A 12,907-nucleotide genomic window follows, 5' to 3' on the forward strand; every position below is an offset into this window, starting at 1 on the left:
ACTCGTCAGGGAAAGTGTACCTAAACATGATATTGCGATCGCATTTCTCCCATCTAGGTGCGTTGGGCTGCGCGACCACACACCCTACTATCTAAAATAGAATATTAAGTTCAAGTAAATTCAAGTATTATCTATTAATAATTGGTAATATGCTTCTAAATGATGTGCTACAAACTGTTAGTAAACTATCCCATCAAGACAAATTGCGTCTCATGCATTTTCTTTTACTGGAAGTAGCAAAAGAAGAAGGATGCAATCTAGAATCTATCGATAATCAAGAGCAGGAACAAGCGCTGCTAAAACAACTGGAATCTACTGAAGCAGTTGTATGGTCACCTTATGAAGTTCACGAAGCGGATCAGACATTATCTGACATTCTAAAAGTAGCAAAATTAGTACCTAATGCTGAGATATTATAGAAATATAGAGTTGTGGTTGTGTTTGTGTCTGCAAAAGACATTTTTCACCAAGCTGTTAAACGGGCGTTGGAAAAAGAAGGTTGGGCGATCACTCACGATCCTCTAATTCTTAAGTTTGGCAAAGATAAAATGTCCGTTGATTTAGGTGCAGAAAAAATATTAGCAGCCGAGCGAGGAACAGAGAAAATAGCAGTTGAAATTAAAAGTTTTTTAGGAGACTCAGAGCTATTTGACTACCATGCAGCTTTGGGTCAGTTTCTTAATTATCGATTAGCTTTAAGGCTGAGGGAACCTGAACGCATACTGTTCTTAGCAGTTCCGGTGTCAACCTATCGTTCGTTATTTAGCCGGGACTTTGCTCAAATATCAGTACAAGAATATCAAGTTAAACTAATAGTTTACGAACCTAATAGTGAGGTAATTGTGCAATGGCAGAGCTAGAGCAATATCGTGAATATATTCAGGGTTTATTAACTAAATATGGCAGTTACCAAGCTGTGGAAGAAGATGTAGAAATTCAGTTAATATTTGACACGATGCGCGATCATTACCAAATTCTAGAAATTGGTTGGGATGGATATGACCGCATTTATAATTGTGTGATCCATCTGGATATTAAAAATGAAAAGATATGGATTCAGCGTAATATGACGGATGTGCAGATTGCTGAAGATTTGGCTGAGATGGGAGTGCCTAGAGATGATATTGTTTTGGGATTACAGCCATCAAACCTCCGTCAATACACACAATATGGCGTAGCGTGATTTTTTCTGAAAGCAAAATTTCCCTAAAGGCTTTGCCCGTAAGGGTTGCCGTAGGCATCGCACTCCTCCGGTGGGTAGCTGGTGGTAAACATTTCCTATGGCAAATTCTGATTTACAACTCGTGAATCAGGTTTACAACTTGTGAATCAAGTGCACGAACTCGTGCATCAAGTTTACAACTCGTGAATCAAGTGCACGAACTCGTGAATCAAGTTTACAACTTGTGAATCAAGTTCACGAACTCGTGCATCAAGTTTTCTATTCGTGCCGCAAGTTCACAATTCGTGAATCAAAATCAGAAGGTATAAATTGAGGATAAGACGCTCAAAATTTGATATTGAGAGCAAATTTAGCAAATTTAACCGCAATTTCTCTGTTCCCAGATGCCAAGGTTTTAAAATTTCTGTAGCTTTACTCAGGCTGATGTGTCTGCTGATTGCGTATGTTGATGATATATAGCGAACTCAGCATAAAGTATTATCAGGGTTCTCTATGTGAAATTCATCTACATAGGAAAACTTTATGAGGCAACAGAGACGAAATTCCAGGGCGTTAACCAAGGCTGAACGTCGGATTGAAGGGTTACAGATGATTGACCCTGACCTAAATTTTGGTAATGAGTTTTCAATTGCTAATTATAATGGCATGGTTCAGCAGTTGCGAGAGAAGCTAGCTGCTTATAACCAAGCAAAAACGTTAGTAGAAAAGACACAGACTGCATTAGTTGATGCTGAACGTGTATTAAATAATTATTCTGAGCATATGCTGTTGAATGTTGCCTCTCGTTATGGCAAGAATAGCGATGAGTATGGGATGGCTGGTGGAACGCGCAAGTCCGAGCGACGAAAACCACGCCCAGCCGCCAAGCCAGATGTGATATCTGCGGAAGCTTAAGTTGAGGGGGAAAGGGAAAAAGGGAATGGAAAAGGGGAAGAAAAAACCTTTAACCCTTAACCTTTAACCTTTTCTCCAAAACCAATTTTGAGTTCTAAACGCTTAACTGATACCAAATCAAATAATATTTGCGACACATCAATAATATTCTAGAGGGCAGGGCAATGCCCATGCCCCTACAATCTGTCGCATTCTTTTTTCAAATTGGTATTACGCAGCAGCCATTTGCGATTTTGCTGGTTACAATTGTGTCGTCATTTGTAGCCCAAGAACGGAGGCGAGAATTATTACATGGCTCTTTCTGAAACAATTATTGAATTAGTTGTTGATAAAGTATTGATTGGTGGGATTGTTTTGGTTGCAGGTTACTGGCTGAATAAGAGATTTGAGATATTTAAGAATGAAACTAATGAAAAATATCATCAAAGACAACTGATTGCAGAGCTTGAGCATCAACAGCAGCAACAAATATCTGAGCTAGAAAATCAGATTACTATGGCTAGGCATAATGCAGAGCTTGAGTTTATCGAAAGACAAATATCTGAATTTTACTGGCCTATATACTTGCGGCTAGAAAAAGATAATGTTATGTGGAAGCGAATCAAATCTCTGAGTCATGAACAAAATGTTTTACCTGACGCGGCAAGTATTACAATTGAGAAGGAATTTATTCTAGAAAATCGTAAGGATTCAGGTGGCAGAGTATTGACAAAGGGATCGCTTGAGGAGGAGTATCACAGATATGAACCAAAACCTGCCTCAAGATTTAGACCGGGAAAGCTTGAACCAGTTATCGAAACAAGAACTGGTAGAGATAATCATTGAGCAGAGCAAGGTAATAGGTGAATTACAGAAAACAGTATTAGAACTACAGCAAGAAATAGAACGTTTAAAAGTCAGCAGAGATTTAGACAGCAAAACCTCATCTAAGCCGCCATCAGGGGACATCCTCAAAAAGAGTGAAAACAAAAAAGCAGCACCGCAAGAAGAATCAAATCATCCCAAAAGAAAGCCAGGTGGGCAACCAGGGCATCAAGGTAAGACCCGTAAGGGTTTTGGTAGAGTAGATCGTTGTGAAATCTTACGTCCAAGTGATTGTGTCTGTTGTGGTCAAAAAGCGTTTGCGGCTGTGGCAGTAAAAGTAGAAAAACAGTCTGTAGCGCAACTAGTGGAGCGTCCCATTGAAATAGTTGAGTATCAACGCCATACGTGCCAGTGTGAGTACTGTGGCAATATACAAACAGCCTCCTGGTCACAAGATATCATCCCAGGACAGGATTTAGGGATTTCTTTACAGGCATTTTTAGGATGGGCAAATAATTATGCACATATGCCCTATGAAAAACAGCAAGAAATGTTGTGGGAGTTAGGTCAAATTGAAATTGGGCTGGGAACTTTAGTCACCACAAATGAACGAATTCAAACAGCGATTCAACCAAGCATTACTGAGTTAAGTAATTGGGTAAAACAGACACAACCTAACATTCATGTGGATGAAACACCTTGGTCTGTCAAGGGAGTTAAAGAATGGTTGTGGGTAGTTGCCAATTCTGAGTTTTGCCTGTTTACTGCTGCTGACACTCGTTCCAGAGCAGAACTAGAAGCCATTTTAGGGGCTAAATATACAGGGGTAATCAGCAGCGATGATTTTAGTGTTTACAATGGCTATGCGGTGCCTGAGCAGCAGAAATGTTTGGCTCATCTACGCCGTCACTTCAAAAAACTAATTCAACTTCCAGGTCTTCACAACCAAGCTATTGGTGAAGCATTTGTGGATTTAATTGATGAAGCTTTTGGAAATTATGCCCAATGGTTTGAGACTCTTGACTGCGCCAGTTATAACGATTGGGTCAATCAATTCAAATCTAAATTGCAACAAACACTTGATGACTGGATTAACTTAGCCGGAGCTACAGCAGGAAACCTTTTACGTTCCTTGCGCGATAAAGCCTCCCAATGGTGGTATTTCCTTGACAACCCTGAAGTTCCTCCTGATAACAATCAAGCCGAGCGATCGCTGCGTTTGGCTGTGACAAAACGTAAAGTTAGTGGTGGTTCCCGTTCGATGGAGCGGTTTCAACATACTGCCAATTTGTTGACGGTGGTTCAAACCTGTCGTCGTCAAAGTCTGTCTGTTATTGATTTTTTTGTACAAGCACTAATTGCTGACTCTATTAATTCTCAGTCTCGCCCTTCTCTAGTTCCTCAATTTTAGACCTGAATCCTTACAGAAAATCATCAAGAAATAGTTGATATTATCGAATCTAAAATTCATTTAGCGGAAAATGCAAATAATGGCAAAGATTTGATTAATGAGCTATTAAAATATATCAAGCACGTTGCAGTATATAAAACAATCCGTTCTGTAAAGGAACTCGAAAGATTTAATCCTGTAGATATGAATGAACCATTCCCCGAAAAGCTTTTCCCTTTAATTGAAAGTAACTTTCGCAGCTTACAGCATAAATATGAATACCTGAGAAATGTGAAATTTGGCGAACTTAATAAAGAAAGCTATTAATAATAAAAAGCCTGTTTGCGATCGCGCTCCGCAAACAGACTTATTGGTTCTTGGGTTCTAATTAAGCTTGTTCCCAAAGTTCACGTACATGATCGGGTAGCCAGCTAGCAATTTCCTGAATCCGTTCTTGGGAAAGTTCGTCTTTGGTGGCAGAAAATACGGCTTTTACTGCTTGCTCTCGTTCAACTGTGCGTGGCATTCCGCTTTCATTAGCAACTCGGAACAGAAAGCGATCAGAATCAATTTTAAAAATACCAGGGCCTTGCCAAGGTGGACGAACCCGGCTTAAAAATCCGACAATCGGATTGGTATCTTTCCAGAGATCAGCCACTTCAAACTGGAGTGCTTTCTCATCTGTAGGCACGGCTTCTGTATGCAATTCTGACTCAACGCGATCGCTAGCTTCTGTTGTCATTAAGTCGCGCATGACGCGAAATACAACTTCGGTAAAGTCTCTGGCATCATATAAATCTGCAAATCCGCTTCTTACCATGACTTTTTCTAGGAAAGAGCGATGTTCATCTGCGATCGCAGTTCTGGAATCTTCAATCTCTGTGGGGTCAACTTCTGGTATGTTTTGTCTGAAAGTTTGATCGGGCATGGTTTTTCTTTTAGTTCTGAATATTAAGTCTTTCTGCTTACCTATGTAAGGTCGCACAAATCAAAAACCCTTGGTCTCATCCAGAAGTTCGAGATATCATCAAACCAAAAGTAAGAAATTCCATAGATCAAAAGACTTACGCAAGTGTCATATTTTTCCCGCAATGCTTGTCCAGAGTCCAAAGTCAAAAGTCCAATTTTTGACCTTTGACTCTTGACTACCACCGTAGAAAATATTTGTGCCAGTTGTGTAAGTTCTGGATAAAAAATAAAAGAAGCGATCGCCTATGTATGTGAAAAAACAGTCAGAATAGATACATCCCCTACCTGTTTCAGGACGCAATGAGAACAGTAGAGCAAAGGCTGAAAATTATTGATTACCGTCAAGAGAAAGCATCAAATGCGTTTGTACCTCAACCTGCTGTTCTCTCAAGTTTGGGATGGGATGGTATACATTTTGAACTCCATCAACAGCCAAAGTTTGAGGTAGCTGAACATCAACACACAATGCATGTAATTGCGGCGGGAATTTCTGACTTATCATCAAGTTACTCATCGGGAGAACGATGGTTAGATGGAAAGCTGATAAAAGAAAGGCGTAATTCGGGCGACATTGCCATTATTCCTGAAGGTATTGCTCACCGTTGCAATTGGAATACCCCAGCTCAGTTTATGATTTTGGCATTTGATGCGGCACTGCTCAAACAAGTTGGGGAAGATTTAGTGAATTGCGATCGCATTCAACTTATCCCTCATTTTATGAGTAGGCAAGATGAATTAATCCAAGGCATTTGTTGGGCTTTGAAAGCAGAATTAGAATCAGGGAAAATGGGGGGGTATTTACTAATTGATAGCCTCAAAACTACATTAGCTATTCATTTATTACGTAACTATTGCACTACCCAACCTAAGCTGTCTACTTATACTGATGGCTTATCTCAATTCAAGTTGCAACAGCTAAAAGAGTATATTAAAGAACATCTTCATCAAGAAATCAAGCTGAGTGAGATAGCTGCGATCGCTCAGATGAGTCAATATCACTTTTTGCGTTTATTCAAGCAAAGTATGGGAGTTACGCCTCACCAATATATTTTGCAATGTCGGATTAATCGAGCTACATATTTATTGCAATACAGTCAACTGAGTATTGCAGACATAGCTATGAGAGTAGGTTTTTGCGATCAAAGTCATTTGACTCGATATTTTAAGCGCGTTGTGGGCGTAACACCAAAACAATTTATGGAAAGCGGCGGGAAACTTCATCCTTTATAGGAGGAAAGGAATAGTCGCCCCGCCGCTTGGGGCATTGGGCAATGGGCATTGGGCAATGGAAACTTCTTCTCTATGCCAGATTTTTAAGCTCGTTATTCATACCAGGCCTTGTTTTGGCATAACCAATCATGAAAATCTTTCTTTCCCATGCCCCATGCCCTATCCCCTATGCCCTAAGCGCAAAAATATACAAAGAATCCGCAACTTTTTTCTAGAGTCATAGATAGCCAGCTTCTTAAGCTATCAGTAACAGAGAAAATTGCAGTGGCGGAGGTAATAATGCAAATCGAGCAAACAGAGGTGATGATTTCCACGCCTGACGGAAAAATGCCAGCTTGGTTATGTACATCTACTAAAGGTGAACGCCAGCCAGCCATCCTGTTGCTGATGGAAGCATTTGGTTTAACATCACATATTAAAGATGTAGCCGCCAGAATTGCTCAGGAAGGATATATGGTTCTGGCTCCAGATTTATATTATCGTGAGTTGCCAAACAATAAATTCGGATATGACGAAGTTGAGCAAGCAATGGCGATGATGTATCGCCTCGATTTTGGCAAACCGATGGAGAAAGATATTTGGGCAGCATTGGCTTATGTAAAATCACGACCTGATGTGTATCCAAATAAAGTAGGCGTGACTGGCTTTTGCTTAGGTGGTGGTTTGAGTTTTTTCACAGCTTGTTATTTATCATCAGAGATTGCGGCTGCGGCTCCTTTCTATGGAATGGTTCTGGATGAGTGGCTATTTGCCGTCAAAAATATCACAGTACCAGTTTACTTATTTTTTGGTGGTAAAGATCCATTTATTCCAGGCGATCGCATTAAACAAATCGAATCTCGCTTTCAAGAATTCGGCAAAGAATACAGCTTGAAAGTTTATCCCGATGCCGATCATGGATTTTTCTGTAATGAGCGTTCTTCTTACAATCCCTCAGCCGCCGCAGATGGTTGGCGCGAACTGACACAATTTTTCCATAAACATCTCCGGGAGTGAAGCTGTGTAAATATTGGATGCTCGCCAATGTGAATATACCCTGTTTTCAGAGACCATTTCATTTATTAAGTAGGGTGTGTTAGGCGCTGATTTCCAATATAAATTGTCACTAAATAACTATCCTCGCGCCTAACGCACCATCCACGCGGTGGTGCGTTACGGCTAAATTACATTGTCTCTAAGTCCCGAATACTTTCATAGCCGTAACACACCCTACAGTTACTTTATAAAATAAATAACCTCTCAAACTACTTATATATCATAAACAAGCAGAAGATTTACTTTTTTACTCCCTATGAAAGGTAAATATTTGGTGACATAAAACTGTCGGTAGCCCAAAAAACTGAGTGCATAAAACCTAATTTTGTATTAGTTAATTCTGATATTACTGCATATTCACAATAGTACCCTTGGGGGTACTACACGTTTGAAATATTGTTAATTACAGTATATTTATACCAAATCAAATAATGTTTGTGACACATCAATATATTCTAGAGGGCAAGCCATTGCCTTGCCCCTACAATCTGTCGCATTCTTTTTTCAAATTGGTATTAGATTACTCAACCACAAGAAAAACTATGGCACTTGTTTCTACATTTGAAGTATTATTAAAGCCACAATTACCACCCGTTAAAGGGCTAGAAAATCTTAGCCGTAAGGTAATTCAAGGCTATTTCTTGACCATTGCTAATGTGAACTTTTTTCCTGTCACACTATCTGTAGTATTTACAGTCAAATTCCCCAGCGATCCAGGTAATCCAGGAGCGCTACCCAAAAATTTTGAAGATTTTCTCGAAGCTGTAGATATTTCAGGAGTAAATATCATCTCCAATTCTTCACTTGTACCAGAGAAAGTTCCACAAAATAACAAGGCAAGGCTGACTTTTACCATTCCTGAGAATGGTACTAGTTTACTGCTGTTGCAACCTGATATTACAAAATCTGCTATAACTTCGGGAGCAAACTTTGAAGCTCGTGGGTATGTAGAAATTTTCTTGTCTTCCCTTTCTGGTTCAGATGCAGCTACTTTACTTGTAACACCTGAACACCGTGGTACTTTCTTCAAAGATATAACAAGTAATAACCCCGATAAGATTTCGCTCGATCAAATTGCTTATGCTCTCCCTGTGAGTAACGGCGGAGTTTTTAAGCTCTCTAATTAGCAGATACAGCACTTTTGAAGTAAGTGAGGGAAATCATGAGTAATAAGTAATAAGTAATGAGTAATGAGTAAGAAATTTACTTATTACTCATTACTTTTTTCAATTATTTGCTGTATTTAATAAACATAATTAATAATTTTTATTTCCATGCTGCCAAATTTTAAATTTATCCCAATTTCTTTTAGCTGGGTAGCAATTCACCCAGAAACCAAAGGTGTAATTCAGTTTATCGGTGGGGCTTTTTTTGGCACTTTCCCTACTATTTTTTATCGATATTTTTTACAAACATTGTATGCAGAAGGTTATACAATTATTGCGATACCCTTCCGGTTTAGCTTTCGTCATTGGCCAATTGCAATTGATTTATTAAAGGAGCAGGACAGAATTAGTAAAGAATTGGCAAAAATCACAGGTGATGAGAGCTACCAAAAAAAAGATAATTACTTGTGGATAGGACATAGCTTAGGCTGTAAATATATCGCTTTACTAGAATTTATGAGTGGTCAGCAATGGCAACAAATTATCGAGTCTTGTGTGGAAAAGAAAGCTGTTCAGCAAATTGAGACGATTATTGCCAATGCTGATTTAGAAAATGCTTCTATTTTGAGTCAACCATCTTTACTAATTGCACCTGATATTAGCAATACAGAAAGCGCAATTCCTATACGTGCGATCGCACAATTTCTCGACAAACTTGGGTTAGGTGTACTTCCAACCAGAGAACAAACTCAATGTTTTATTGAGCGCAGCCTTTTGTTTAACCTAACGGCTCTAATTTCCTTTAATCGGGATAATTTAGCTGGTAGTATCACTGATGAATTCAAAGACAAGCAAACCCGCGAAAATAGTGATGTATTGTGGTTGCTTCAACAATTAAAAACTAGAAAATTTTCACTTCTACATCAAGAGTTAGCAGGCAAACATTTAGAGCCATTAGGTGTAAGAGTCGGTAAATATATTGTAGATTTCAACCCTTTTGATAAGTTTATCGCCTTACTCAGCCGTAGATTACTTGAGAAATATGTCCTGCAATTTATCATTCAGCTAAAACAGCGTCAGACATAAGTTATACCTATTTTCAAGAAAATGTATTTGATGAGTAAAGACACAAAATTTTTATGTCTTTACTTAGACTAATTTAAATAATGTTTGCGACACATTAATGTATTCTAGAGGGCAAGGCACTACCCATTGGTGTCAACTTAAGCTAAAAGCTATATAGGGCGGGCGTTGTACAAATACCTCGCGCCCTCATCCCCTAACCCCTTCTCCCGCAGGAGAAGGGGAACTAAATCTCTTGCTCCCCTCTCCCCGTGGGCTATCTTACCCACATCTTTCTTAACATTGCTGTAAGCCAAAATCTGAGGGAATGGCAGAGGATTCATAGTTAAACCTTGTAGAGACGCGATGAATCGCGTCTGTCAAAAATCGCTTATCCCCAATCCCCAGTCCCCATTACCCCTTATCCCCAGAGGGGGCCCCGAGTTCCCCAGTCCCCAATCCCCAGTCCCCAACCCCCATAAATTTGATATCATTGACCGAAAGGCGCGATCGCACGCACCTCTTCCGCAGATTTGCAAAAACACTATGACAAAGCGTAAAAAAAGCAATCTCCAGTGGATTAAAGAAACGCTTGAACTAAAACCCGATCATCACTGGGAATCACCATCAGGTTACAAAATTTTTGTAGCTAATCGCGGGGCTGTGCGCTTCAATGTTCCGCAAAATTGGCATTTTGAGCCGCAAGAAAAATCATTTAAGTTCCTCGATAAAAAACCGCCCAATGATGATTGTTGCTTAGAAGTATCTTTTAATCATCTCCCTCCTAACGACTGGAGTATGTTTCCCCTCAAGTCCACATTGAAAAAAATTATGGATGACGACAGCCGCGATGTCATTGAGAGAGGAGAAATCATCACCGTCAAACGCCAAACCGCCAAGATTGTCTGGACAGAGATTAAGTTTATCGACACCCAAGCAGAACCACGGGAAGCTTTTTCGCGCACTTGCATTGCTTTGGGGTCGAATATTCAGTGTTTGATTACCTTTGATTATTGGGCAGATCAAGCCGAAAAGCTCATACCTGTTTGGGATGAAGCCATCCGTAGTTTGACATTAGGATTATATATTCGTGACCCCAGAACTGGTTTAGCTTATCCAGACTAGTAGTCTGTCAAGAAATAATTGACGGATAGATTTCTGTAGAGACGGCGATTTATCGCGTCTCTCTAACAGTCAAAATGAATTTGACAGACCACTAGTACCGCTAAGAATCTCCGCGGCTTTTAGCCCGGAGAGTTGTCATCCTTGGATTCCTTGATATAAAATCCCGACAATCTTACTTAATTCTTTAATATAATAGTTATTTAAATCAACAAATAAATTAACACCTTCTAGCTTCATAAATTTCCAAATATCTCCCGTAGTTACTGCTCCGTAAATAGTTTTTATTTCATTCTTCTCCTGTTCATTAAAAATTTGTGCGGCTAACATTGCTGCCATACATTGACCTAAGCCGCTTTTAATATTTTCATTTTTTGCCTCAACAATAATAATTACAGGTGCATTAATTGTTAGCTGTTCTTTAGAACGACTAATCACAAAATCACAATATCCGTTTAGTCCTTTCTCTGCATCAACATTAAAATCTGAGCCAGAAAATAGACTAATTTGATAGTTAGCCTGCCGCCTAATTTCTAATAAAATAGGTGTAATAATCATTTCAGACCTAGCTTTTTCTGTATTAATCGCTAATGCTAGCTCTGTAGTTTCTTCTAGAGTAGTTAAAAGTTGATCGCTTATTTCTCTAGGTGCAATATCAGCAAATAAATCAACTTCCTCATCAATATAAATATTGAAATCCTTTTTAAACTTATTCAGAGTAAAGTCGCTATAAGCCATTGGTATTAACCTTATACTATCGAAAGACTGAATTTAACTAATAACTTTTGATGATACAACCTCTGCCTAGAGCAAGATTTGGCTGATGAGCCATCTGAAGTAAAAATAGAATGCGAAAACTAATGGAGATTGTATTCTATGCAACTAAATTATTTCACAAAGGTGATTTCTACTGTAAAAAACTGGATGACTACAGCATTGCTTTGTGCTTTAGCAATGGCTTTTGCTTGGCAAGGTGCATTTTTCGCCAACAATACAGCAATGGCTGATCCAGCAAGCTTGATTGCAACCATTGACAACGGCGATCGCGTAAAAAGTAAAGTTAGCGAAGATACTGGACGCACCAAAAATTTTATCAGAGAAACCGCAGATAAAGTTGAGGAAGCTGCCAGAAGCAATGCATCGAAAGTTGAAGACGCAACCGATAACAATGGTAGTTTCGTTGAGCGCAAAGCTAAGAGAGATGCCGCTACAATTCATAAGAGAGCAGAAGAAGATGCAGCTCGCACTCAAAAAGCAGTAGACAACACCAAGAATGTTGTACAAAAAGCTGTTGATAACGTCAAAGATGCTTTTAGCAAATAGTTACTCTAGCAATCCTATTTTAGTTGCGAAAGATATCGGTTTTGGCTGTTGACTGTTAACTGTTAACTGTTGACAACCCTTCATCTAATGTTACACTCATTTAGGATTACTATAGGGCATCTCTTAGGGACACAGCAATGCTGTGTCCTTATACCATGTTATAGTGGCTAAAAATGCTATGACATTATTTGAAAATCAACTAGAAACCGTTTACGCCCAAGACCGTCAAGAATGGCGAGGATGGTTACAGAAAAATCATCAAAATTCTATTGGTGTGTGGCTGATTTACTATAAAGTTAAAAGTGGTAAACCAAGCGTTAAATATAGCGAAGCCGTAAAAGAAGCTTTATGTTTTGGCTGGATTGATAGCAAAGTCAAAACTATAGACACAGAACGCTATATGCAAATATTTACACCCCGCAAGCCAAAAAGTGTTTGGTCAAAGTTAAATAAGCAATATATTGAAGAACTTATTGCCCAAAATTTGATGACTGAAGCGGGATTGCAAAAGATTGAAATCGCCAAACAGAATGGTTTTTGGGTTAGCTTAGATGCGATTGAAGCATTAACAATCCCAGCAGATTTACAACTAGCATTAGCAGCAAATGAAACTGCTAATCAATATTTTGCAGCTTTTAGTAAATCAACTAAGAAAAATATCCTCAAGTGGATTGAAAGTGCTAAACGTCCAGAGACAAGGTTAAAAAGAATCGAGCAAACTATTATTTCAGTAGCGCAGAATAAAAATCCCTTGCTCCGTTGAGATTAGGGAAAGCAAGAAAGAAAATA

General features: G+C 39.0%; 16 protein-coding genes. 14 read left to right on the forward strand and 2 right to left on the reverse strand.

The window, feature by feature from the left end:
- Positions 1-149: 149 nt before the first annotated feature.
- The 7 genes from HG267_RS28110 (at position 150) to HG267_RS28140 (ending at position 4,598) form a co-directional block, all read left to right on the forward strand.
- Complete coding sequence (locus tag HG267_RS28110) at positions 150-419, forward strand: hypothetical protein (protein ID WP_045868686.1); 270 nt, start codon at positions 150-152, stop codon at positions 417-419.
- 24 nt (positions 420-443) lie between these two features.
- Positions 444-860: a XisH family protein gene (locus HG267_RS28115; protein WP_045868687.1), complete on the forward strand. Its 417-nt coding sequence runs from the start codon at positions 444-446 to the stop codon at positions 858-860.
- Entirely contained in the window at positions 848-1,183 is a 336-nt protein-coding gene (locus HG267_RS28120) for a XisI protein (RefSeq protein ID WP_045868688.1), read from the forward strand. The genes HG267_RS28115 and HG267_RS28120 overlap by 13 nt, the downstream gene beginning before the upstream one ends.
- 522 nt (positions 1,184-1,705) lie before the next feature.
- Entirely contained in the window at positions 1,706-2,077 is a 372-nt protein-coding gene (locus HG267_RS28125; RefSeq protein WP_045868689.1) for a hypothetical protein, read from the forward strand.
- A gap of 291 nt (positions 2,078-2,368) precedes the next feature.
- Positions 2,369-2,902 carry a hypothetical protein gene (locus tag HG267_RS28130; RefSeq protein ID WP_081583915.1) on the forward strand — a complete coding sequence of 178 codons (534 nt, stop codon included), beginning with the start codon at positions 2,369-2,371 and terminating at the stop codon, positions 2,900-2,902.
- Entirely contained in the window at positions 2,820-4,292 is a 1,473-nt protein-coding gene (tnpC, locus tag HG267_RS28135) for an IS66 family transposase (protein ID WP_045868690.1), read from the forward strand. Before HG267_RS28130 ends, tnpC begins: the two co-directional genes overlap by 83 nt.
- A gap of 90 nt (positions 4,293-4,382) precedes the next feature.
- The gene (locus HG267_RS28140) at positions 4,383-4,598 is read left to right on the forward strand and encodes a hypothetical protein (RefSeq protein ID WP_228045798.1); all 216 of its coding nucleotides are present in this window, start codon (positions 4,383-4,385) and stop codon (positions 4,596-4,598) included.
- A gap of 61 nt (positions 4,599-4,659) precedes the next feature.
- Here HG267_RS28140 and HG267_RS28145 read toward each other — a convergent pair whose 3' ends face one another.
- Positions 4,660-5,199, reverse strand: coding sequence for a DUF2267 domain-containing protein (locus tag HG267_RS28145; protein ID WP_045868691.1), 540 nt, complete (start codon positions 5,197-5,199; stop codon positions 4,660-4,662).
- A gap of 341 nt (positions 5,200-5,540) precedes the next feature.
- Here HG267_RS28145 and HG267_RS28150 point away from each other — a divergent pair, with 341 nt between their 5' ends.
- The 5 genes from HG267_RS28150 (at position 5,541) to HG267_RS28170 (ending at position 10,798) form a co-directional block, all read left to right on the forward strand.
- Entirely contained in the window at positions 5,541-6,470 is a 930-nt protein-coding gene (locus HG267_RS28150) for a helix-turn-helix transcriptional regulator (protein WP_045868692.1), read from the forward strand.
- A gap of 279 nt (positions 6,471-6,749) precedes the next feature.
- Positions 6,750-7,466 (forward strand): dienelactone hydrolase family protein, encoded by a 717-nt coding sequence (locus tag HG267_RS28155; protein ID WP_045868693.1) that lies wholly within the window; start codon positions 6,750-6,752, stop codon positions 7,464-7,466.
- A gap of 581 nt (positions 7,467-8,047) precedes the next feature.
- A complete protein-coding gene (locus HG267_RS28160; RefSeq protein WP_045868976.1) occupies positions 8,048-8,632 on the forward strand; it encodes a hypothetical protein in 585 nt (194 codons plus the stop codon).
- A gap of 147 nt (positions 8,633-8,779) precedes the next feature.
- Entirely contained in the window at positions 8,780-9,697 is a 918-nt protein-coding gene (locus tag HG267_RS28165; protein ID WP_045868694.1) for a DUF1350 family protein, read from the forward strand.
- Positions 9,698-10,219: 522 nt separating this feature from the next.
- On the forward strand, positions 10,220-10,798 hold the full coding sequence (locus tag HG267_RS28170) for a hypothetical protein (protein WP_045868695.1): 579 nt from the start codon (positions 10,220-10,222) through the stop codon (positions 10,796-10,798).
- Positions 10,799-10,933: 135 nt separating this feature from the next.
- On the opposite strand, the gene HG267_RS28175 is transcribed toward HG267_RS28170, so the two are convergent.
- Positions 10,934-11,533, reverse strand: coding sequence for a hypothetical protein (locus HG267_RS28175; RefSeq protein WP_045868696.1), 600 nt, complete (start codon positions 11,531-11,533; stop codon positions 10,934-10,936).
- A 138-nt stretch (positions 11,534-11,671) separates the two neighbouring features.
- On the opposite strand from HG267_RS28175, the gene HG267_RS28180 reads away from it, so the two are divergent.
- Entirely contained in the window at positions 11,672-12,118 is a 447-nt protein-coding gene (locus HG267_RS28180) for a hypothetical protein (RefSeq protein WP_045868697.1), read from the forward strand.
- Between the two features lie 178 nt (positions 12,119-12,296).
- Complete coding sequence (locus HG267_RS28185; RefSeq protein ID WP_045868977.1) at positions 12,297-12,881, forward strand: YdeI/OmpD-associated family protein; 585 nt, start codon at positions 12,297-12,299, stop codon at positions 12,879-12,881.
- The last annotated feature ends 26 nt before the right edge of the window (positions 12,882-12,907 follow it).

Origin of the sequence: Tolypothrix sp. PCC 7601 (assembly GCF_025677855.1) — a bacterium.
Lineage (GTDB): Bacteria > Cyanobacteriota > Cyanobacteriia > Cyanobacteriales > Nostocaceae > Aulosira > Aulosira diplosiphon.

Bases quoted from the DNA above. Each gene is read 5' to 3' on its own strand.
- HG267_RS28175 (WP_045868696.1), bottom strand. From the start codon at position 11,533: ATGGCTTATAGCGACTTTACTCTGAATAAGTTTAAAAAGGATTTCAAT.
- HG267_RS28155 (WP_045868693.1), top strand. From the start codon at position 6,750: ATGCAAATCGAGCAAACAGAGGTGATGATTTCCACGCCTGACGGAAAA.
- HG267_RS28145 (WP_045868691.1), bottom strand. From the start codon at position 5,199: ATGCCCGATCAAACTTTCAGACAAAACATACCAGAAGTTGACCCCACA.
- HG267_RS28120 (WP_045868688.1), top strand. From the start codon at position 848: ATGGCAGAGCTAGAGCAATATCGTGAATATATTCAGGGTTTATTAACT.
- HG267_RS28170 (WP_045868695.1), top strand. From the start codon at position 10,220: ATGACAAAGCGTAAAAAAAGCAATCTCCAGTGGATTAAAGAAACGCTT.
- HG267_RS28165 (WP_045868694.1), top strand. From the start codon at position 8,780: ATGCTGCCAAATTTTAAATTTATCCCAATTTCTTTTAGCTGGGTAGCA.
- HG267_RS28110 (WP_045868686.1), top strand. From the start codon at position 150: ATGCTTCTAAATGATGTGCTACAAACTGTTAGTAAACTATCCCATCAA.
- HG267_RS28180 (WP_045868697.1), top strand. From the start codon at position 11,672: ATGCAACTAAATTATTTCACAAAGGTGATTTCTACTGTAAAAAACTGG.
- HG267_RS28130 (WP_081583915.1), top strand. From the start codon at position 2,369: ATGGCTCTTTCTGAAACAATTATTGAATTAGTTGTTGATAAAGTATTG.
- HG267_RS28125 (WP_045868689.1), top strand. From the start codon at position 1,706: ATGAGGCAACAGAGACGAAATTCCAGGGCGTTAACCAAGGCTGAACGT.
- HG267_RS28160 (WP_045868976.1), top strand. From the start codon at position 8,048: ATGGCACTTGTTTCTACATTTGAAGTATTATTAAAGCCACAATTACCA.
- HG267_RS28150 (WP_045868692.1), top strand. From the start codon at position 5,541: ATGAGAACAGTAGAGCAAAGGCTGAAAATTATTGATTACCGTCAAGAG.
- tnpC (WP_045868690.1), top strand. From the start codon at position 2,820: ATGAACCAAAACCTGCCTCAAGATTTAGACCGGGAAAGCTTGAACCAG.
- HG267_RS28185 (WP_045868977.1), top strand. From the start codon at position 12,297: ATGACATTATTTGAAAATCAACTAGAAACCGTTTACGCCCAAGACCGT.